This window comes from Paenibacillus sp. OK003, from assembly GCF_900109515.1.
In the GTDB taxonomy this organism is placed as follows: domain Bacteria; phylum Bacillota; class Bacilli; order Paenibacillales; family Paenibacillaceae; genus Paenibacillus; species Paenibacillus marchantiae.
This window is the reverse complement of record NZ_FOBD01000007.1, coordinates 339,208-360,223: the sequence shown is the minus strand read 5'-3', so window position 1 is coordinate 360,223 and position 21,016 is coordinate 339,208. Positions and strand designations below refer to the sequence as shown.

Annotated in this window: 26 protein-coding genes and 3 pseudogenes; 5 read left to right on the top strand and 24 right to left on the bottom strand. The window is 43.1% G+C overall.

The genetic code is table 11. The features are described from left to right. A pseudogene (locus tag BMW94_RS30735) lies at positions 1–216 on the top strand (hypothetical protein); the annotation flags it as partial. 47 nt (positions 217–263) lie between these two features. Here the strand turns inward: BMW94_RS30735 and BMW94_RS13580 are convergent. Both BMW94_RS13580 and BMW94_RS31300 read right to left on the bottom strand, forming a co-directional pair. Beyond that, the gene (locus BMW94_RS13580) at positions 264–878 is read right to left on the bottom strand and encodes a histidine phosphatase family protein (protein ID WP_090999055.1); all 615 of its coding nucleotides are present in this window, start codon (positions 876–878) and stop codon (positions 264–266) included. A gap of 154 nt (positions 879–1,032) precedes the next feature. Then, positions 1,033–1,113, bottom strand: coding sequence for a DUF2569 family protein (locus tag BMW94_RS31300; protein WP_109999424.1), 81 nt, complete (start codon positions 1,111–1,113; stop codon positions 1,033–1,035). Positions 1,114–1,343: 230 nt separating this feature from the next. Here BMW94_RS31300 and BMW94_RS13575 point away from each other — a divergent pair, with 230 nt between their 5' ends. Continuing rightward, complete coding sequence (locus BMW94_RS13575) at positions 1,344–2,282, top strand: hypothetical protein (RefSeq protein WP_090999053.1); 939 nt, start codon at positions 1,344–1,346, stop codon at positions 2,280–2,282. Positions 2,283–2,308: 26 nt separating this feature from the next. Here the strand turns inward: BMW94_RS13575 and BMW94_RS13570 are convergent, their stop codons facing one another. The 11 genes from BMW94_RS13570 to BMW94_RS13520 all read right to left on the bottom strand — a co-directional run bounded on the left by BMW94_RS13570 (position 2,309) and on the right by BMW94_RS13520 (position 10,154). After that, positions 2,309–2,602, bottom strand: coding sequence for an RNA polymerase alpha subunit C-terminal domain-containing protein (locus tag BMW94_RS13570; RefSeq protein WP_090999051.1), 294 nt, complete (start codon positions 2,600–2,602; stop codon positions 2,309–2,311). A 51-nt stretch (positions 2,603–2,653) separates the two neighbouring features. After that, the gene (locus tag BMW94_RS31295; protein ID WP_368086912.1) at positions 2,654–3,085 is read right to left on the bottom strand and encodes a phosphotransferase family protein; all 432 of its coding nucleotides are present in this window, start codon (positions 3,083–3,085) and stop codon (positions 2,654–2,656) included. After that, positions 3,085–3,585 (bottom strand): phosphotransferase, encoded by a 501-nt coding sequence (locus BMW94_RS31290; RefSeq protein ID WP_368086911.1) that lies wholly within the window; start codon positions 3,583–3,585, stop codon positions 3,085–3,087. Before BMW94_RS31290 ends, BMW94_RS31295 begins: the two co-directional genes overlap by 1 nt. An 82-nt stretch (positions 3,586–3,667) precedes the next feature. Beyond that, a complete protein-coding gene (locus BMW94_RS13555) occupies positions 3,668–4,192 on the bottom strand; it encodes a GNAT family N-acetyltransferase (RefSeq protein WP_090999049.1) in 525 nt (174 codons plus the stop codon). Between the two features lie 54 nt (positions 4,193–4,246). Further along, positions 4,247–4,750: a GNAT family N-acetyltransferase gene (locus tag BMW94_RS13550; protein WP_090999047.1), complete on the bottom strand. Its 504-nt coding sequence runs from the start codon at positions 4,748–4,750 to the stop codon at positions 4,247–4,249. A 202-nt stretch (positions 4,751–4,952) separates the two neighbouring features. Next, a complete protein-coding gene (locus BMW94_RS13545; RefSeq protein WP_254790230.1) occupies positions 4,953–5,459 on the bottom strand; it encodes a DUF4275 family protein in 507 nt (168 codons plus the stop codon). A 69-nt stretch (positions 5,460–5,528) separates the two neighbouring features. Beyond that, positions 5,529–6,071, bottom strand: coding sequence for an NUDIX hydrolase (locus BMW94_RS13540; RefSeq protein WP_090999041.1), 543 nt, complete (start codon positions 6,069–6,071; stop codon positions 5,529–5,531). Positions 6,072–6,238: 167 nt separating this feature from the next. Then, positions 6,239–6,916 carry an ABC transporter ATP-binding protein gene (locus tag BMW94_RS13535; protein ID WP_090894823.1) on the bottom strand — a complete coding sequence of 226 codons (678 nt, stop codon included), beginning with the start codon at positions 6,914–6,916 and terminating at the stop codon, positions 6,239–6,241. Then, positions 6,913–8,037 carry an ABC transporter permease gene (locus BMW94_RS13530; RefSeq protein ID WP_090999038.1) on the bottom strand — a complete coding sequence of 375 codons (1,125 nt, stop codon included), beginning with the start codon at positions 8,035–8,037 and terminating at the stop codon, positions 6,913–6,915. The genes BMW94_RS13535 and BMW94_RS13530 overlap by 4 nt, the downstream gene beginning before the upstream one ends. A 66-nt stretch (positions 8,038–8,103) precedes the next feature. Further along, a complete protein-coding gene (locus BMW94_RS13525) occupies positions 8,104–9,480 on the bottom strand; it encodes a sensor histidine kinase (protein WP_090999036.1) in 1,377 nt (458 codons plus the stop codon). After that, the gene (locus tag BMW94_RS13520) at positions 9,477–10,154 is read right to left on the bottom strand and encodes a response regulator transcription factor (protein ID WP_090999034.1); all 678 of its coding nucleotides are present in this window, start codon (positions 10,152–10,154) and stop codon (positions 9,477–9,479) included. The genes BMW94_RS13525 and BMW94_RS13520 overlap by 4 nt, the downstream gene beginning before the upstream one ends. A gap of 314 nt (positions 10,155–10,468) precedes the next feature. Here BMW94_RS13520 and BMW94_RS13515 point away from each other — a divergent pair, with 314 nt between their 5' ends. Further along, positions 10,469–11,437: a cation diffusion facilitator family transporter gene (locus BMW94_RS13515; RefSeq protein WP_090999032.1), complete on the top strand. Its 969-nt coding sequence runs from the start codon at positions 10,469–10,471 to the stop codon at positions 11,435–11,437. Between the two features lie 303 nt (positions 11,438–11,740). Here the strand turns inward: BMW94_RS13515 and BMW94_RS13510 are convergent, their stop codons facing one another. Further along, positions 11,741–12,157, bottom strand: coding sequence for a hypothetical protein (locus BMW94_RS13510; protein WP_090999030.1), 417 nt, complete (start codon positions 12,155–12,157; stop codon positions 11,741–11,743). A gap of 66 nt (positions 12,158–12,223) precedes the next feature. Next, entirely contained in the window at positions 12,224–12,436 is a 213-nt protein-coding gene (locus tag BMW94_RS13505) for a hypothetical protein (protein WP_090999028.1), read from the bottom strand. 143 nt (positions 12,437–12,579) lie between these two features. Between BMW94_RS13505 and BMW94_RS13500 the strand changes: the two genes are divergently transcribed. Next, entirely contained in the window at positions 12,580–13,008 is a 429-nt protein-coding gene (locus BMW94_RS13500) for a hypothetical protein (protein ID WP_090999026.1), read from the top strand. A 111-nt stretch (positions 13,009–13,119) separates the two neighbouring features. On the opposite strand, the gene BMW94_RS13495 is transcribed toward BMW94_RS13500, so the two are convergent. From BMW94_RS13495 to BMW94_RS13465, 7 genes and pseudogenes are all read right to left on the bottom strand, one after another. After that, complete coding sequence (locus BMW94_RS13495; RefSeq protein WP_090999025.1) at positions 13,120–13,407, bottom strand: SHOCT domain-containing protein; 288 nt, start codon at positions 13,405–13,407, stop codon at positions 13,120–13,122. A 311-nt stretch (positions 13,408–13,718) separates the two neighbouring features. After that, positions 13,719–14,495 (bottom strand): annotated as a pseudogene (locus BMW94_RS13490) (phosphotransferase); the annotation flags it as partial. Positions 14,496–14,651: 156 nt separating this feature from the next. Further along, positions 14,652–15,185 (bottom strand): annotated as a pseudogene (locus BMW94_RS13485) (HAD-IIIA family hydrolase); the annotation flags it as partial. A 175-nt stretch (positions 15,186–15,360) separates the two neighbouring features. Continuing rightward, a complete protein-coding gene (locus BMW94_RS13480; RefSeq protein ID WP_254790229.1) occupies positions 15,361–16,230 on the bottom strand; it encodes a DUF4085 family protein in 870 nt (289 codons plus the stop codon). Between the two features lie 153 nt (positions 16,231–16,383). Continuing rightward, a complete protein-coding gene (locus BMW94_RS13475; protein WP_090999023.1) occupies positions 16,384–16,773 on the bottom strand; it encodes a hypothetical protein in 390 nt (129 codons plus the stop codon). Positions 16,774–16,833: 60 nt separating this feature from the next. Next, complete coding sequence (locus BMW94_RS13470) at positions 16,834–17,031, bottom strand: hypothetical protein (RefSeq protein ID WP_175480679.1); 198 nt, start codon at positions 17,029–17,031, stop codon at positions 16,834–16,836. Beyond that, on the bottom strand, positions 17,028–17,357 hold the full coding sequence (locus BMW94_RS13465; protein WP_175480685.1) for a winged helix-turn-helix transcriptional regulator: 330 nt from the start codon (positions 17,355–17,357) through the stop codon (positions 17,028–17,030). Before BMW94_RS13465 ends, BMW94_RS13470 begins: the two co-directional genes overlap by 4 nt. A 327-nt stretch (positions 17,358–17,684) precedes the next feature. On the opposite strand from BMW94_RS13465, the gene BMW94_RS13460 reads away from it, so the two are divergent. After that, complete coding sequence (locus BMW94_RS13460; protein WP_090999019.1) at positions 17,685–18,272, top strand: NAD(P)H oxidoreductase; 588 nt, start codon at positions 17,685–17,687, stop codon at positions 18,270–18,272. 66 nt (positions 18,273–18,338) lie between these two features. Here BMW94_RS13460 and BMW94_RS13455 read toward each other — a convergent pair whose 3' ends face one another. Together BMW94_RS13455 and BMW94_RS13450 are read right to left on the bottom strand one after the other, a co-directional pair. Continuing rightward, entirely contained in the window at positions 18,339–18,980 is a 642-nt protein-coding gene (locus BMW94_RS13455) for a FusB/FusC family EF-G-binding protein (protein ID WP_090999017.1), read from the bottom strand. Between the two features lie 349 nt (positions 18,981–19,329). Continuing rightward, the gene (locus BMW94_RS13450; RefSeq protein ID WP_090999016.1) at positions 19,330–20,943 is read right to left on the bottom strand and encodes a xylulokinase; all 1,614 of its coding nucleotides are present in this window, start codon (positions 20,941–20,943) and stop codon (positions 19,330–19,332) included. Positions 20,944–21,016 lie beyond the last annotated feature (73 nt).

The following is a 21,016-nucleotide window of genomic DNA, read 5'->3' as shown; positions in this document are numbered from 1 at the left end:
TTGTCTGACTCCCGAAAAGAAGCCTCAGGTCGCCCTTTACAAAGAGAGTTATCGCAGGAAGAAATCATTGCAAAACAAGAAGCACGGATTCATCTGCTCGAATCTCAAGTAGAACTGCTAAAAAAGCTAGATACGAAAGAAAGGTTGCTGGTAGCAAAGGGAATGAACCTATATATTATAAAGACTGACGGCACCTGTCGGCAGTCTTTATCATGACTAAAAAAAGATTTAATTGTTGTGAAAATTGCTGCATTTATACTTTTCTAACCTAGATGACTCATCATATTCATGCTGCTAAACTCCCAACCATTTAGTCCTTTTTCAACCGTATGAACACTGGTATTCCCGATAGAATGGAACCCCGATGTATTAGTCCAATTTTGGTTTCCTAAGAGATAATAAAGGATGTTGATTACTCCGCCGTGCGTGACCAGTAGAACATTGGATTTGATCTTTTGCTCCTCTATACTCTGGCATAAATCTCGAAAGGATGTACATATTCTGTTATAAAAATCCCGAGGGCTTTCTCCTCCTGGAAACGGGGCATCCATTCCAAGAGTGTTAAAATAAACTCCTGCATATTTCACTTCAGCTTCCTTGTTTGGCATGCCAGCCAAATCTCCGTTATTCATTTCTCTCCAGTCTTTCAGGTAATCCCCTTTGATGTTAAGCCTTTTTTCAAGCTCTTTGGCAGTCTGAACTGCACGCGGAAGATCACTACTAATCACCGTGTTTATGTTATATTGCTCTAAATGATGGTGCAGGTAGTCTCCGAGTCTCTCCGATTGAGTAACACCTTCTTCAATGAGCCCTCGCTGACTCCAACCACCTCTGTACCCCTCCTCATCCATCCCGTGTCTTACTAAGAAAATCTTCAATATATCTCCTCCTTAATTTAGCAGCCAATCCCTTCCCCTTAGGTGGATTAATCTTATCCACATCTATATGCAGTTCATTTGGCCATTTTTTTGAATAATTGGATGATAACAACCCCGTCCTTAGATCTACCATCTTAGGTCGGGGTGTATGTTTTTATCTGACAAACGTATTATGGACTCGTACTGATTTGATAAAGTATGGGGTCCATATCGAGGACCTACAACGGGTGATCATAATCAAATTGAGCTGACGTTAACATTTCCTCGCATAATATTTTACATAACCGTCTTATTATACAATGCAAAGAAGCAAAACGATACCCATTTCACCAGTTCAAGTCACTTATCAATAAAAGAAAGCCTTCGCTATACTTACGCCGTGTTCGGCAGGGTATTCTTCCTGCATACTGTACTTAATTCGTGCAGATGGCACATCTGCACTAACGTTCAAGGAGGAACAATCCAATGTCCAATCCCAAGATAATACTTCTGCCCTTTGCAGAGATTTCAACACATTTGGAAGGCTTCGATATAGTTTCCACTCAGTGGGGCGGCGATGGTCGGGTCTATGTGCTGCTCATAAACCAAATTCCCGAAAGAAAACAAGGCATGTTTGTACAGACCAAACTAAACCAAACCTACACATACAAAGTTCTGATTGTGACGGAGCAATCCATTGAGGAAGTTGTTATTTGGGGGCAAACGTTCAATTATCATTACGTGCAACCATTACATGGTCACCTGCTGCTCGTCGGGGCGCGCTGCACGTATTATGGGAATGACAAGTATGATCTGAACGCCAAAGTGTGTGATCAGGAAGGAAACACGATTCGCGAGTTTCTGCTGGGAGACGGTATTCAGAGTGTGCAGGTGACCGAGAACGGGACCATTTGGACCAGCTACTTTGACGAGGGTGTATTCGGGAACAATGGGTGGAATAATCCGATTGGCTCACAAGGACTGTTAGCCTGGGATATGCACGGTAACAAACTATACGAAGACCATACAGCCGATATTGCCGATTGTTACGCACTCAATGTAGTGAATGAACAGCAGGTATGGTTTTATTATTATACCGATTTTATGCTTGGCTGTGTTTCCGGCGGTACCCAGCAACCTAAAGTAACATTGGTAGATCCTAACCTATCCGGCTCCTCCGGTTTCTGTACGGATGGGTATCATTTTTTGTTCGATGCCGGGTATGGTAAACACGGGACGTTTGTTCTCAAGAAAATGGAGAAGCCCGGCATACTTACAAAAGGGCAGAAGATTGAGTTCGTGAATGAACAGAATAATCCCTTCAAGCAGGCACGTCAGGATTTTCGTCAGAACCAACTGCTCCTCAGTGAGGGAAATCTGTTGTATCAGGTGACGGTTGAGGAATTGGCTTCAGGTTTGGTTTAGGGAGATTAGATTAAGAGTGAAGAGGGTTATTTATTAAAAGATAATCCCTCTTCTTCGAGTGCTTGTCGAAGTTTGGGGATCGCAGAAGGCCCAATCCCGTGCAGCTTCAGAATCTCTTTTTCTGTGTATTGCGAGAGTAGCTGTACTGTCGTAATTCCCTGATTCTCCAGTGCACGTCTAGCGGGTGCCGACAGCAATGAGAGAAATCCCTCTTTCGGTTTTCGTGCCTTCTCACAGACCGGACAGGTTGGACAATCGCTACTTTTGTAATAGGAATGGCCTTGTTCGCATGTTCTTAATGTTTCTTTATCGTTTACCATGTAGCTCACACCTTTCCGTTTTATCGGATAAAATTATCTCGGATCTCGGATTTAGCTGCTCAACCAGTTCTCAACATCTGAGATCATATCCTCGTATTGTTTTAAAGCTTCTATAGTCCATATAACTTGTGATGTTCCCATTTGTTGTTCTTCATCGTCTGTGCATTCAATCCACAAAGAGCGTTTCAGACTGTATTCGAGCCAGTCCAATTTTCCGGCAAAGCCATTTTCGAGAACCATTCTCCAATTGGCGTTTAAATTCCCCTCTCGAGACCGATATCCATCTATAAAAGCCAAGAATTTTTCTTTGTCCACGTTTCCGGCGTGATCTACTGACCAATACATCGCTGTTTCCACCAGATCATGCATCGGATTGATATAACCCGCTGATTCCCAATCAATAATGATGGGGTTGTCCTGCTGACACATCACGTTCTTAGGTTCAAGATCTCTATGGCTAATAACTGTATTTGAGGCCAGCATTACTGATGCTTTTTTTGCCTGAATACTCCACTCATAGAGCTTTTGAATGTTGTCAGCTCCAACTGAAGGTCAGGAATATGAAGCTGTGAAAAATCAGTTTTATGAATATCCGCAAGAATCATGCCCATATGCTCACAATGGGTTTCGGTTACTTCCTGAAACTCTAGACTTTTACCGTCGATCCAGTCAAATATAAGATAACATTGATGATCTAATATCTGCATTGAAGAACCGTTTATCACTTTGGCAGGTTGAGCATGGATAAAATTTGCTGCAACGTTTGCTATTTGTTCGGATTGGATATAATTCTGCATAGCTGTAGGTCTACTCATAATTTGAGGATTAAGTGCTTTCACAGCATATTTGGCATGTGTAGTTTCGATGGCATACATACGATGTAAAAGCCCACCCGAGATTGCCTTGGGTGTACTGATTAACTCACCAAGTTCTAATTCAGCGACGAGTTTTTCGAATTTTAGATTATATTGAATATTATTCATACGTTACAACACCTTTTGGAAACTACCAATATCCAATCTGCGATCAAATTTATATCCCACGCCTTTAAACATCGCACATTGCTCATACCCATGCTTTTCGAACAGAGTAGAAGGGCGTTCCCATTTCCAGTTTCATACTGATAAATAACATGTCCTCGTCATGCACTTTGCTATAAAACTCCTTATCTCTTTTAAAGCCTGTCCGCTCATACACTTTAATTGCTCGTTCGTTGAATGTGGCAACAACCAGCCGAAACTGAGAACTTTTGAAATGGTTTTGCAAGAATGCTAAACTTTGTTTAAGGAATACTGATCCTATCTTTTGCCCTGTCAGAACTGGATCTAATCCAAGGCCTATATCCAGATATCCTTCTTCTTGATACAGTCCGATTGAGGTTCCTCCCGGAACTCGAGCTGATTCCCCACAACAAATAAATCCCACTACCCTCTCCATTTCATCCAGGACTGAAAAGTACTCCCCATTCATCATTTCTTGAATATCTTCATTGGATTCAGAGAAACTATACATCGCATATTCATTTTCATACTTCCAAGTAACGATTTTTTCTGCATCAGCTATTTTCATTGGATGATAGGATAAAAGCATGAATAATCCCCCTTTTATACACTTACGAGCTTAACGAAGTCGTTAGAGATACCATCACTGTTTTTCATACAGACTGGCACTCCAGTTCCCTTGTTTCATTCTGCGGATGTATTGGAATCCATAGTCCTTATAGTATTGATTAAGTCTCAGGTTATCTGCCATGCAATCCAGCCGGATCAAGGTCTTCCCTTTTTGCCTAATGTTCTCTTCTGCTGATTTTAGAAGGAGTAGCCCTATATTTTGCCCTTTAAAATCTCGATTCACTGCGAATCGGTGTATGTATCCGGAATTGGTGTTGTCGAGCTCCTCCCAAATAAGGGGGTCTGACCACGTTAAGGTATACGTCCCTACGATTTCGTGATTTATTTCAGCAAGATATACGTCAGATCCATCCGTCATGAATTCATTCACTTGTTCCAAATTGAAATACTCAGGACGCCATTGATATATCTCTTTGGAGCTCAGCCATCGGGCAGACTCCTGCCATAGGTTCAACACAATGGAAGCTTCCTCCGGTAATGCAAGTCTAGTTATGAGTTTAGTATTCAGTTGCTCCATCAAGATCCCTCGCTTATTCAAAAGTTAAAATCTTTTCCATGGATAATTACTTTATTGCAAACGGTCTATTACCGATACTAAGCATGGCGCGTCTGAATATTTTAATCGACCTCTTACGCATCAGAAGGTTCCTCCGGCAGATATTCGTTTGTTTAAAAAGTTGACTCCAAACTCCTCACTCGTGACTCCTTACTGCTCCTTGTTACTTCACTTTATAAAAATACGGTCCGCACCTGGATTCATGGGTATGTACATACGTCCACGTGAATTCTTGGTCAAAAATATAAATGTCCTGTTCCGAATCAAAATCTTCTGCGATGACGTTATTCGCATTCTGAAATACCTGTATGAATGGTGTATGTTGATACATGACATACAATTCGTTTTTATTTTCGGCATTGAAAGCATCTCGTGCTGAATTGTCTGTTAGGCAATCCTGTTTCACATAACTGAACATATGCCACTTGTACTGGCTATAATAGATGGCCTCTTTTACCTCTTCACCGATGTTCTTGGCAAATGTGTTATCCCATTTCTGTATAATTTCTTCGGATTCCTCGCACAATTCAGTCACAAGGACTCCCTTGTCCTCCAAATTTTTGTTATACATATATTTGCGGTGCACAAGCTCGATTTGCGAGTACACCACATTCAGTTCATGGTCCGGTAGAGCATCCAGTAACTCATTAATTTCATCTCTAATCATCATAACCTCCGAAGTTTATAGGGTTTAAGATTTAAGAATTTAGAATTTAGAATATACTAACTAGCATTCCAGCTACTCACCGTTTGCTTCTTCTCGCAGCAAATAGGCCAATCGGTACATTTCCGCGATATCATATCTTTTCTGTTCTTCAAATCTCTTAATCGCTTCACCAATCTCCACAACCTCTACAGCAATTACCTGTTCCCCATCTGCCGGATTCAATGGTTTACCAACCAGTTCAACTTCTCCATAACCAATAAGTCTTACAAAATGAGGATGAGGAATATGCGATCTAAACGGCTCAGGTGCACTCGACATGCAATGAAATTGTCCAAATACCCGATACGTGATCAACTTGGCTCCGAGCTCCTCCATCACTTCACGTTGCAGTCCATCCATATACTTCTCTCCAACCTCTAACGTTCCTCCGGGCAGCTCCCATTTCCCGTTATCGATCTGAAAAACAACCACTTGTTCCCCCACAAACGGGATGATACTCACATTGCTTACCAGCGTTTCATCCACGATGTCATTCAATCTAAACTCCGCTTTAACAATTCCCCAGTGAATCGATGTGCTGAGCGCAGGGAACTGTTCCCGATCCAAAATTTTCATCCTACATCCGATCCTCTCTATGTAAAATAAATCTTCCATTATAAGTTCTAACTCTCATTATAGATCAAAAAAGAAAAAAGAAGGCCACTTTTCCCATCGGGAATTCATGGACCTTCTCATGTTATTTCAGTTGAACTAAAGAAAGTTTACACTTTCCACTCTGAGCGCTAATGGTGTACCAGTTTCCCGTTTTCCAAAAAGAGAACCCGATCACATAGCGGCAAAATCCGCTCATCATGTGTAACCATGACCGCACTCTTGCCCTGCTCCTTCACGAGCCGTGCAATCATGCCCACAATATCCAGTCCACGTTCCGCATCCAGACTGGCTGTCGGTTCATCCGCCAGCAGGACGGCCGGATCATTCATCAAAGCTCTGGCAATGGCAACCCGCTGGCGTTCTCCGCCAGAAAGCTTCTCGGCATATGCCTTACGTCGATGCGATAAGCCTACCGTATCCAGCAGCTCATCGACCCGCTTCTCTGCCTTGTTTTTGTCCGTTCCAGCGAGCTTGGCAACCACCATCAGTTGTTCTTCCACTTTCAGATACGGAATGAGGTTGGCACTTTGAAAAATAAACCCGAGCTGCTGGAGCCGTACATCGGATATGTCCTGTTTGTTTTTGCCCATAATCGATGCGCCATCCAGCATAACCTGTCCCTCCGTCGGTTCAAGCAGTGCACCTGCGATGGACAGAAATGTACTTTTGCCTGAGCCGGAAGGCCCCATGACCGCGACGAGTTCTCCTTCGGCCACCTTAAGATCCAACTTATCCAATATCGTCCGTTTGACTCCACCATCTTCAAAAGTCTGTGTAATTCCCTGCAATACCAGTCGGTTTCTCATGCTGCAGTCCTCCCAATCGCATCAAGCGCATCAATTTTGGTAACCTTCCACACCGAGAATAGCGAACCCGCCATAGACATCACCACGAATAACACACAGGTTAGTGCCAGGGTGGACAAGCCTAATTGAAACGGCATCGAAGCTGGCAAGATCGATTCAAACAGCTGAACCAACAGCACACTGATCACCAGACTGCCGATGGACAGAAGCAATACTTGCAACGAAACACTGCCCGCCAGATATGAATTTCGCGTCCCAATGGCTTTCAAAATACCAAATTGACTCGTTTTCTGAATCGTGATGACGTAGAAGAATACCGCAAGCACAAACGCCGAGATGACAAATAAAAAGGCAATCATCATGAGCAGTGAGCCCTGCTCTTCCTTGTACCCAGGAATAGCGGATACCGCATCGGACTTCGTTATTACTTCTGTATTCGGCAAAGCAGTACTGAGGCTGTCTACCTTCTCACCTGCATCTTTAACGGCAATCGCACTGTATACCGGAGCATTAGAGTCTGCTGTTCCTTGTTGAGTACGGGAACCTTCCTGAATAGCGAGCCATTCCTGCTCGTTCAGGAACACAACCGGTGAGTGACTGAAGGACTCATTTTCCACAAATCCACCCACCGTCCACTCCGTTCCCGAGGCTTGATCGACCAATACCGTTCCAATGGTCACGCCGGATTCAGACAGCTTTTGATCCACTACAACCTGCCCATCTTTCAGATCCGTGATTGGAGAGCCTTCCGTTACGGTTGGAGCCAGCCAACCTTCCGGGTTTACCATAAAGAGCGTTACATCAATTTTCTTCGTGTCACCAGCTGGACTGACTGTTGTCATTTTCACACCCAGCGGTTCAGCATTCTCTTGCCCCACAACGGAGCGTGTCTGCTCCAGCTGGTCCTGATTCACCTGGGAGCGGGTAAAACGATGATTCGAATCCTGCTCCAGAACAAAATGGGTTGCTGCCATATTTTTGATGGATGCCGCGTTATCATACGCAAGCCCCTGTGCCAGACCTGTGACAAACAAAACTAGAAATGATACAAGCACCATAATGGTAGCAATTAACGCATACCGCCCTTTGGCAAACCTCATCTCTCTAATAGCCAAGTACATATTCTCTGACCTCCTCTTGATAACCCAAGTATAGGAGGCGAAAATGAACGGCAAATGAATAACAGATTACATCTGCGGGAGCGTCACGGTAAAGACCGTTCCTTCGGTCGAACTGGAGACCTCAATCGTACCTTCATGGATGCGGATAATTTTCTGCACAATGGCAAGCCCCAGCCCGGTTCGGCCGGAAGAACGCTCTCTCGCACGGTCTACTCGGTAGAAACGATCAAACAGGAAAGGCAAATGCTCTGCCGCAATCCCATCTCCTGTATCCCGAATATAGATTACGCACTGGGCATTGGTCTCTTCTGCACGAATCTCGATGCTTCTCCCCTGTGGAAGATGATTCACGGCATTACCCAGCAGATTCATCCATACTTGCATGAGCAGCACTTCATTGCCATATAACTGGATGGATTCGGGTACCGAGATCCTTAGCAGCAGTTCTTTTTCTTCCAACTGCCATTGCAGCACCTGAACCGATTGGCGGAATTGATCTCGTAGAGAGAATCTCACTTTGGTCAAATCCTCATGACCTTGTTCCAGAGAGGACAACAGCAGCAATTGTTTACTGAGCAATGAGAGATGGCGGCTCTCCTCTTCAATAATGGAAGCATAGTGCTCCCGTTCTTGTTCAGGCAGATCTCGATCCGCTACCAGTTGGGCAAAACCCTGAATCGAGGTCAGCGGTGATTGAATCTCATGAGATACGTTCGATACAAACTGCTGACGGGCCTGATCCACCCGCTCCAATTCACGACTCATGGTCATGAAATGCTGGGCCAACTGTCCAATCTCATCACGCCGCGTGGTGGACAATTTCAGATTATAGTTTCCTTGGGCAATGCGCTTGGTTGCCTCGGATAGACGTTCAATTGGATTCACCAGATAACGGGTACTGATGATAAAGAGCAGAATGCTAATGCCCACCGTAAACGCTCCAATCAACGCAAAAAAGATACGCAGCTCACCGAACTGCAAAATAACATCCGGGCGCATAAACAACGCATAACTTGCATTGCCCATCTGTAGATGAACACCGACGGTATTGCTCAATTGATTATCAAAGAACCCGGTAATGAAAGGTTTGCTGGGAAACTCGGCGACGCCGTGGTAAATCTCACCACTTAATACCTGATCTACAGCCTGCTTGTCCAGATCCTTCTGGCGGAATTCACGGCCATAGAATTGGTCATACCCTTTTCCATCCGTCACATATATTTCGTAGCCGAGCGCTGCGGCATTGTTCAGGTAATGCTCTACCGTAGCGGGCTCCTGTTCCACAAACTGCTTCATTTGCGTCGCGATGCCAACTAACTTCTCGTCATTGAAAGACTTCAGCTTCGCATGATAATAAATATTCGATAAAAGAAAACCCAGCATGGCGCTGACCAGAATCACCGCGATTGTAATCATGAACACCCGAAAGTACAGTGATCTCAATACGCTTTCACCTCAATCTTATAACCAATCCCCCGTACCGTCTGAATGACAAAATCATCCGCATAATCGGCAAAACGATCACGCAGCCGCTTGATATGTACATCCACGGTGCGATCATCTCCTTCATAGTCAGCTCCCCAGACTAACCGAATCAGTTCATCACGCGAGAATAAGCGCCCCGGAAACTGAGCAAGTTGGGAGAGTAACTCAAACTCCTTCATTGGTAAAAAGAGAATGGATTGCCCATCGGAGACCTCCACATTATTCCGGTCAATCACGATGCGATTCATGCGAATGATATCACTGGACGTACGATGGTAACGGCGAAATAATGCCTTAACCCGGTAGACCAGTTCCTCGGGTTCAAATGGCTTCGTCACATATTCATCTGTACCTCTCAAGTACCCATCCCGCTTGTCGGATAGTTGATCCCGTGCTGTCAGCAGCATAATCGGAATGTCATAATGTTGCCGAATGAAGTCACATAACTCCAGTCCGTCCATACCTGGCATCATCACATCCAGAATCGCCAGATCGATTGGTGTTGCTTGCATAACCTTAACCGCTTCCACTCCATCCTGTGCTTCATGCACCCGATACCCTTCCTTGGTCATGACATGCCGGAGGAGTGCTCTAATATTGGCATCGTCGTCCGCCAGAAGCAGATTCTTCATATTGTTGTCGGCCCCTTCTAGTTTCAAATTCATCTAATATGTAGCGGGAACTTCCGCGATATTGATCCTGCACAGATGGTAGCACAAAAGCAACGTAAATCGCCAGCGAACATGCAATGAAGCCTCGCGGGCATGTTTATATTTTCACAAATCTGGTTGACACTATGTTTAGGCGCACCTATAATAAAACCATAACATATGAATAACCGCTCATATGTTCATGTATTATCACTTTATCATTTCCGAATATCACTTGTAGTCACAAAAGAAATCCATTACATAACGGAGCACGGCTCCAAAGGAGAGGATCTCGTATGTCCGGACATCATCACAACCACGACCAAGGCCACAATCATGGTAGTACCAATAACAAGAAAGTACTGTTGTTTTCCTTCATTATTATTACCGTTTATATGATTGTTGAAGCCGTTGGCGGATTCATGACAAACAGCTTAGCCCTCATCTCTGATGCAGGTCATATGTTGTCTGATTCCATAGCTTTGGGGATCGCCTTGCTGGCGTTCACCTTTGGTGAAAAAGCGGTGAATACAGGCAAAACGTACGGGTACAGACGCTTTGAGATTTTGGCAGCCATGTTAAATGGGGTCACCTTAATCGCCATCTCTCTTTACATCTTCTACGAAGCAATTGGTCGCTTCATCAACCCACCAGAAGTCGCAACCGTAGGCATGTTGATCATCAGCATCATTGGACTGCTCATCAATATTTTGGTTGCCTGGATCATGATGCGCGGTAGCGATACGGAGAATAACCTGAATATGCGCGGAGCATACCTCCATGTCATCAGTGATATGCTGGGATCGGTTGGTGCTATTGCTGCAGCTTTGCTCATGATGTTCTTCGGCTGGGGCTGGGCTGATCCACTGGCGAGTGTCATTGTTGCGGTACTGGTTCTGCGCAGTGGATTCTTTGTCACCAAATCATCCCTGCATATCTTGATGGAGGGAACGCCAGCGAATGTGGATGTAAATGACCTTGTTCAGACCATCAAACAAGTCGATGGCGTCAAAGGCGTCCACGACGTACATGTCTGGTCCATCACCAGCAACCTGAATGCACTGACCGCTCATATTGTGGTTGATGGAACGATGGATGTATACGCATCTGAGGCACTTGTTCAGAAGATTGAACACCTGCTGGAGCATAAGGAAATCAAACATGTGACCTTGCAAGTCGAGTCTGAGAAGCATCTTCACGACACCTCGGTATTATGCACCGTCAAAGGTGATGCACCGGATGCTCATGCGCATCATCATCATTGAGATTAATAGTTGTAAATAGAAACAGGACTTATTCCCGTTAGAGGAATAGTCCTGTTTTTCATTTTGCACGTAACTTTAATTTCTTTCGGGTGTTATGTAATATAGATGGCAGTATCGAATTAACTTGTTTTACACCGTGATTTACTTAATATAACGAGGAGGTTAAATCTACCATGGGGAAATTCCAAAAGTTCGCGTCTGTGATCCTTGTACTGGTAACGCTTCTTCTGCTTCTTAACTACCTGGAGCTAAGAGAAAACAATAGACTACAAGTCATCATCATTAAAGGAATATATAATTAGCTTATCCATTTAAGTGGATAGCCTTGATATGTTCTCGATCAAAATCAATAATCATAATGTGACCTTGTAATACATTGTCTCCACAGGCTATCGTTGCTCCGTAGTCCTCTTTACTAATAAATGTGATATCTACTTGATAAACTTCAATTTCATTAAACCAATCCTTATGTACTTGTTCACGAAGTTCATTCTCATAATAATTTCGAAATACGGCCTCACACTCGGTAAACCAATGCAGATAGGACTCTACTACATCAGCAATTGCATCTAACTGAATAGTCGTCGATATATAGATTCGGACATCATTTAAATCCTCATCCTTAATGGATTGCTTAAATATTTGGACTGTATTTTTTAAAACATAACATTTGTACCTCTCATCACTCTCTTCAACTAACTCTATGAAATCACTTTGCATCTTAACCCTCCTTCCATAGAACGACCTGCATGATGCAAGGTATTGCTTCTTGAATAGGCACCTATACTATACTTTCTCGTCAATAATATATTTATTATCGCCTTGTTTATTGTTATTTTGTTGTTTAATTTCAGTTCTCAAATAGTGTACTTCTTTTATTAGATCCTCAAGTCTTTTCGATGTTTTTGATGAATCTATAGCATAACGTATAACTGCAGCAACGATAAGAAACACAATAAAACATAGGATCAACGCTATAAGAGCTCCAAAGAATTCCATCCTGATTTACAACTCCTTACTTATATTAAACTGTAATTGATTAACTGTTATGTTTACATGCATATAACGTATTGTCAAACCAAGTGCGACGGAATTACGCTGGAGGATTTGTGAATACCACTATATAGAAAGAGGTAATCATCATGACAAATATAGCATTTTTCCCGTTTCTTCTGCTCTTCCTTCTTCTCACAGCCTGCGCTTCAGAAGTTCCTACTGAAAATCATGACACTGAGGTTATCCCAAGAAATGAAGCTCTGCCCATAATTACGAATGTTGAGACTAATTTTCCCGAAAAAGAAGGTTGGATTATAATTCCTACAGATAGCACAGAGTTAAATGTCACTGTAGAGGCGACCAATGCGGAAACACTTCTTTTCTGGGCCGTTCCAACAGGAACTGAGACTTGGGGAAAACGAGAACTAATTGGGTATGATACCAATGGGAACGATGGTTGGAAGATAACGTGGAATATTGCGGGTAAGTCTTTGCATCACCACATGACTGTTCAAGCATTGGGAAGTGATGGTAACACCATTACCGATGAAACGATAAAGATTACGAATGAGTAAGGATGATTTAGATCATTTAATTAACGAAGATATTATCATTAATGGAGTCCCACCCCGATAACTATATCTTAGGTGGTCCTCCATTATTTTTGTATGTAAGTTATCTCTGAACTATTTGATCTTGGAAAGCAGCTTCTCTTTCTTTTGATCAAATTCATATTCGGAGATGATATTTTCCTCTTTTAACTCACCTAACTGTAACAGTTGTTCATGAACATTCACAGGTGCCTTTTTTCTCTTGCTAGATATAATCAAGGCTAGAATTGAGAAAAGCAGACCATACAGGACAGCCATAATTCCCATTCCTGCTGCGGCATCCGAACTTTCTTCCAAGAAAGCTACTAAAAATAAAAAATTAAGTATGTACCAAATAAGACTGACGATCGATAATGCTTTCAATGAATATTCCTCCTAAATGTTATGTATATTTCTATTCAAAATCAGGAAAGGCAGGTCAGAAGGCTAAGCATCAACAATGTTACGGGCTCCCAGTTTCTTTGTTCCCATAAACTTCTGATCAGATTTAATATGGTCCCCAACACCACTTTTGAATGTCGCCATAAAGAATTTGTACATGTTCAAAGTTTACTGGTTTGGCATCAGTTACTTCCAGAAAATATTCCAGTTTTTGTTATCCAACTTGTGATATCTCTCCTGTCTTGTGTAGTCTGAACTATGGCATTTGCAATAGTTGTAAAAACTTTGCTAGTTCAAAGTTCCTCACACAATCGTTTCCATTCATTCCACGCCTTCAAGTATTCAGGCAAATCATCAGGATGATGCTTGTTGCTCAGCCCAATTCGGCAATATAGATGGATCAGAGCTTCCTCAATCAATCTGGATTTATCCATATCTACTTGCGCTAAAAGTTCGAACGTAGCAAATAATGTTTCGGTGTTAATATCATCCGGCGAGGAGCTAAAAGCATACAAGAAATCATAGAGAATAGGTCCAACCATTGGAGATGGGTCAATGACGCCGATAAGTTCATTTTGAGCATATACAAAATTATGAACCCCCGTATCGCCATGCAAAAGAAACTTCTTTTCTTCCTCATGAAACAGCCAATCCACTTTGGATTGAACCAGATTATAATCATTTGTCGTTAAAATACTTCCGATATTCATCTTTGCTTCATGAATGCTAATCTGATTGAATTCTTTCCAGGTTCTCTGTGGGAATTCTATTCTGCCCCATGATTTCGTATCTGAAGAACGCACATATGTATTGAACAGCTCTGTCACCAGACGAGATAACCAGTCTCTTTTTGGTCCCCTGTTGAAATGGGTCGTGCCTTCCATATACGTATAAATAAAATAAGTGTTATCCTGATCAGTCAACAAAACTTCAGGCAGTAACGAAGAATTCTTATACGTATTCAAAAACTGCTGGGCAATGTGAATCTGTTCGGGTTCATCTGATTTCAGAATATAGTGCTTATTCAGACTCGTAGTCAACCGATAAACACGTCCAGCTGTGGTACCTGACAAACTTTGAATTTCAGAGATTTCTTCGTTGATATGATGCATCTTGAATAAGTTATTAATCTCATTTAGCGTTGGGTTGATTAGCATATGGTTCTCCTTATATACATGGGATATTGATTCATTTGGTAGACATAAGTTAAGTTTTAGATTCAATTCCCTTCCATGAATGATCCATTGTACGGCATCCCAAATATCTTCTGCGATATAATCAGGCTCGGTCTCCGTCCATTTGTCTCTGAATTTGGTTAATGAAGATTCCCCCCAGCCGGTTCTCACCATGATCTTGGTCGCTCCTACGGCATGGGCAGCAAGCATGTCTGTATCTCCTACATCTCCAATAACTATGCATTTGGATAAATCCAGACCGTGTTCCTCTGAGGCCTGTAATAACATTCCGGGCTTCGGCTTTCTGCAGCTGCATTCTTGCTCATGCGGACATATATAGGAGTGATCGAATCCGTACTCGCGAAATTGCTCTTCAAAATCCTGAACACTTGCTTCTCCACGTGAGATTCGATATTGATTCGTAAAAGCCAGCACCATAATTCCTGCTCGTTTCAAACGCATAATTGCTTCTTGAGCATTAGGGTATAACATGAAATCTCTAGGATGAATAAAATGACCTGTACCACCGATGGTTCCATCTCTGTCTATAAAAACAGCTTGTACGTTCCCAGTTGGTTTCATCATGGTCTGTTCCTTTCTTAGAAAAATTTCAAGTCGTGTCGTTCATCTATACTTTCTCGTCAATAATATGTTTGCTGTCAACTTTCTGCTTATGATGTTGCTGTTTTTTAATTTCAGTTTAAGGTACTGGTGGTCCATTCTATCTCTATTTCCTCCATCTTCATCCTCTCGGGCTCTCTCATTCTTCCTCTACAAGAATGTCAGCACAGCGAACAATCAGTTCAGGCATATTTTCTCCATAAAATAGAACATGAAGCTCATATCCGTTATCCATCCGGTACAATTCCTGATACAGCCAGTAAGTGCCTACAATCTCTCCCTCTTGCTTGATGATTTCGGGTGCAGTCAGTGTAAGTTTATTCATATTAGTAAAGCCCCCAAGGGTATCAAAACGAATGACAACTTCCTCCCCTGTCAGCAGTTCCGTCACTGTACAATCATGAAACTGAACCCGACTACGAAGTTCATCCGAAATATCCTGCGCTAAAATGGCCTCCCTGTATTCTTTCGATACGCGGTTCATCTCTTTCATATTTTCCGCACTTCTCTTTTTCAGCTGACGCAATACTTCTCGCGTGCAATATCCAAGCGTAAACACACGAATGTCTGCGATTTGCTCCACAATTTCCTTTGGCAAATGCTGTGACTGATACTGAAAGTTCCACTCCATTGATTCTTTGTAATCCTCTCTGCATTTCTTCTGGTCAAAAGGTGGGCGGACATCATACTCCGCAATAAGCTTCTCAATATGCGCTCTCTCTTCCGGAGGCATGTGGTAAACGATCTGATCCTCTTCTGTCACTTCTTCCTGTCCGAAAGCTTTTTCTACGCGAGTGAGCACCTGACCATCATCCTCTAGCATGAAACGTGGGTCCAAGTTATATAGCTCTCGCTCCTGCTTCACATGCGCTTTTTCTTTTCTTTTATACAGCCTGAAAAATAGATTCTCATCTAATTCGTAAGCTCCTCTATGTACTCTTAAACCAAAATGAAGATGTGTCTGCTGACAAAGCTCATACCATTCTTTCGTTAGATATCTCAACTGCATCTCTCCTGCTAATTTTTAGAAATTTAAATCTACTTTGCTATTAAAGCATAGACCTTTTTAATTTGTAACAAAATTTAGCTGCACCTGGAATTCGTGTGCTTTTAAAATAAGCTGTTAATTGTTTAGGATGGTATACTCAACAGGCGTACTGGTCTACGCTAAGGTTTGAAAGAACTTATGTTTTACATCTTTATGATTCCTTGCTGCCCATGCATATAACTCCTCTAGTCCTGCGGTCTCCTGATTTCTTTGAAAATAAAAACATAGATCCATCGGCACTAAGCGTTTATCATAGAGTTTGATGCCAATCCGTCTGTAATTCATATAAATGCATTCAATCTCGGATGCATCGTATTTCCGATGTTTTGTAGAGAGCACATGATCGCTTTCCAGCGTAATACTGGGTTTAGTGAAAAATAAACGCCAGATCAGAAAAACGATATAACCCAGAATATAGGTCAATATAACGATCAGGGAGTACTTCAGAATACCATTTTCATCGTAAATAACATTTCTGAAAAGCATAGCTTCAATGGCCAACATACATAATAGGCTCAACCATGCTCTTGGATAAATCGTCTTGTACGTGATGAGTTCCACCTCCTAGTCATTCTCTCCATTAATCCGAAGCCACTTGGAAGGGGCTTTTCTGGCAAAATGCTTTTCCACGAACTCTAAAATGTCATCGATTCCAGGCAATGCGGCGTTTTCTTTAGCTTCTTCAAACGTCATCCATTGGTACTCGATATGTTCATGATTTAACCGGACAGGCTGGCTTTCATCCACGTATCCTACAATCAATTTCTCGTCCCCTTCTCTTCAGAATCGAAGTCCTCTAGAACCTTAAATTTATCTCCGTGCACCTTCTCCAGATGCTCCTCTCCCCAATAGCACAAATAGTCCAAAGCGGGTTTGAGTCCCCAACCGTAACTCGTTAACTCATATTCCACTTTTGGAGGAACCTCCGAATACACCTTTCGCTGCACGATCTCGTCCTTTTCCAAGCCTCTGAGCTGCGTTGTCAGCACTTTCTGCGTGATGTCTGGTATCAACCGACGCAGCTCCGACGTGCGTTTTCGTCCTGTCATCAAATGATAAATAATCAAAGGCTTCCACTTGCCTCCCATTACTTCCAAGGCCGCCTCCACGCCGACTTTATATTTCTTTGGAGCGCTCGTTTTTCCTTGTTCCTTCAACTTTTATTCCTCCTTCATCAAGTTGTGGCTGAGGTAAAATCATAACCCTCTTCCTTCTCTTCGTTTCGTTATTTGAACTTTATTTGAACTCCATTTCGAGGCAGTAATTCAGGGTACTTTGATGTTCCTATGACACTTCATTCTTCCTATAGAACATCAAAGTGCGTACTTCAAGATGTTTTCATACCTGTTTATAATAGCATCAGCCAGCGATTTATGGCTACAAGACAGCAATGCAGAAAGGTAGTGAAAGTTAAGATGAACGTACTCGTTGTAGTATCCCACTCGAGAAAAGACTCCCTCACCTTTCAGGTTACCAATCGTTTTGTGCAGGGGCTTGCCGAAGCGTGTCACGGTTATGAGATATTAGACTTGCATGAAATTGGTTTCGATCCTGTCCTGCGAGCAGCAGATGAACCGGATTACACACAAAAACGTCAATTGTTCTCCCCTGAGATTGAAACGGAGATGGAGCGATTAAAGAAGCACGATGCTGTGGCTTTTGTATTCCCTCTCTGGTGGTGGCATCTGCCAGCCATGTTGAAAGGTTATGTGGATCGTGTCATGAACAACGGATTTGCCTATGGCGCGAACAAACTGCATCATCAGCAGATCTTGTGGCTTGCCTTAGCAGGCGTGACGGAAGAACAGATGAAGAAACGCAACTATGATGAATCGATCACGAATCTGCTCAATGTGGGTATTGCCGATTACTGCGGCGTGTCCCAATCGAGGGTTGAATTTTTATATGAAACGTTGGATGCCCAACCAGAGCATTACGAGTTGCTCCTGAACCAGGCATATCAGCTGGGATTGAATTATGCCAACGATATTCCTAATGTATAATGAAACCTGTGCACCAACACGGCAAAAAGGTCGCTCCGAGGAGCGACCCTGCCTTTGTGTCTTGTTTTATTTAACTGTCGAGAGAAGAAACTTCTCCAGCATGGTAATATCGGTGATGCTATGGTTACAAGCATGGCTATCCATACATACGTACTGGCCCATGGAAGAAAAGTTGTCCGCCGAATGAGCCTTGGTCTTCACGTTGAAGAATCCAAGCTCCTGATGGCGATGGCAGAACATACAGTATCCCTTCTTGTTCGTCGCCGTAATCCGTCCCTCAATACCGAGGAACCTGCCTTCGTACGGGTACACGATGAACAAGCGGCTCGTCGCAATGTCGGTCCATCTCAGATAGGTTGTACGTGCGTAATCGATTAATTCCAGATCGGGCACTTTGAGCTTCTTGGCCTTCGGAAACAGCTTTTGAATCTGCTTCACGGATACTTGCGGATATGGAATCCGATGTGATTCGAGCCGGTTCAGATACGTCTGCAGGTCATGTGTCGTATCATACGTGGATAACTGCTCCAACAATTGCTTCTGTTCCGAAGTCAGTTCATTGAAGATGCCCACCGCATTCGTGCCGACCGTATAACGGACGGTTTCCAATACTTTAGGGTCCACGACCGAGCGTAGCGTTTTGAGCAGGAAATCAGCTTGTTTTTGAATATAATTGAATTGGTGATTCTGGATAAATGGTGTTTGCATGGCGTTCAGCCCCTTATTTTGATTGGACAAACAAATAAGGTGCAAAGCCTGCGGGTTGAACCATTATGTTGATGTTGATTCCAGGGCGAACAATCTCATTTTTGTCGCGCCCTACACAAAGTCCGCCCCTATTCAGGCTTTGCGTAAGGCTTTCTAGCGAACGAGCAATCCGGCATCATCCATATTGCCACGTCATAACCCCCAATGCAGTAGATATACGGAAATTATAGCAGGATCGGGGTTATGTGGGCAACGGTCTTCGTTCCAATTTTATCTTTTGAAAAAATATGCTTAAATCTAAGGTTCAGCAATGATATATCCCTTAAGTGTTCTCTAGATTTACCACTTTTCACTTCTTTCCATTTTCCACAAAATGATCTACTGCTGCCTGCTCAATAGCCAGCCCTTCGGTGTAACGCTCCATGAACAAGGCAAATCCATTCACGTCCGCAATATTTGGACTAATCTCTTGTCCTTCTGCATCAATAAGCACCTTAGTCTTAAGGTACTCCGCCAAGCCCTCGTGCTGATGCTTATTAAGCATGTAGGAAGCTAAAATGGCCATTCCCCATGCGCCGCCTTCACTAGCGGTAGACATGACCGAAACAGGAATATTCAGTGCGGATGCGCACATTTTTTGAGCGACTCGTGGGGTTTTGAACAATCCGCCATGCGCCCTGATCCGCTCAATCGTTACGTGCTCCTTCTGTGTCAAAATATCCAGCCCAAGCTTTAATGCAGCAAACGCGGCAAACAGATGGACTCTCATAAAGTTTGCCAGATTGAAGCGGCTCTCTGGAGAACGCACAAACAACGGACGACCTTTTGCCATTCCTGTAATGTTCTCGCCTGAATAGTAGCCATAGCTCAGTAACCCACCGCCATCAGCGTCAGCTTTCAGCGCTTCATTGAACAACACACTGAATAACTGGTTCATATCGGACTTCTGTCCCATCGCCTCATAAAACTCACGGAACAAGCCGACCCAGGCATTAATATCGCTGGAGCAGTTATTCGCAAGAACCATAGCCACAGGATTGCCATCAGGTGTAGTCACGATGTCAATCTCAGGGTATACCGTAGATAGGTTTTTATCTAATACAATCATGGCAAAAATCGACGTACCGACAGAAATGTTACCCGTACGTTTTTGCACACTATTCGTAGCAACCATGCCTGTTCCAGCATCGCCTTCCGGAGGGCACAGTGGAATATTGGATTCCAAGTTACCCGATAGATCTAACAGTCGCGCACCAGCTTCACTAAGATATCCGGCATGTTCACCGGCAGCATACACTTTAGGTAAAATATCTTTAAGATTCCACGGGTAGCCTTTGTCAGCAATTAAATCGTCAAACTTCTTTACCATATCTTCATGATACTCCAGGGCAGCTTCATCGATCGGGAACATACCCGAGGCATCTCCTATACCAATAGAATTACTGCCAGTTAACAGCCGATGAATGTAACCCGACAACGTCGTGATATAATCGATGTTCGTGACATGCTCTTCTCCGTTCAAAATCGCTTGATACAAATGTGCGATGCTCCAGCGCTCTGGAATTTTAAACTGGAATTTCTCCGTTAGCTCCGATGCTGCCGCACCCGTTGTGGCATTACGCCATGTACGGAACGGAACCAATAACTCCCCTGTTAGATCCAGTGCAATATAACCCTGCATCATGGCAGAACATCCGATTGATCCAATTTTTTGCAACGTTACACCATAATTATTCTGAATCTCTTGCTTTAATTGATGATAGGTTTGTTGCAGCCCGTGAATCATTTCATTCATATCGTAGGTCCAATAACCGTCAATCAATTGATTTGCCCACTCATAGTTGCTTGAACAGATCGTATTGAAATGGTGGTCAATGAGTACAGCCTTGATTCGTGTGGACCCAAATTCAATGCCAAGCGAAGTTTCTCCCCTGACTATCGCTTGTTTCATGTTTAGATCCATGATCGTATTCCTCCTCTCTGAATTTGGAATTAGCTCGATTCGTGAATATTACATCCCCGTCATCGGAGTACAT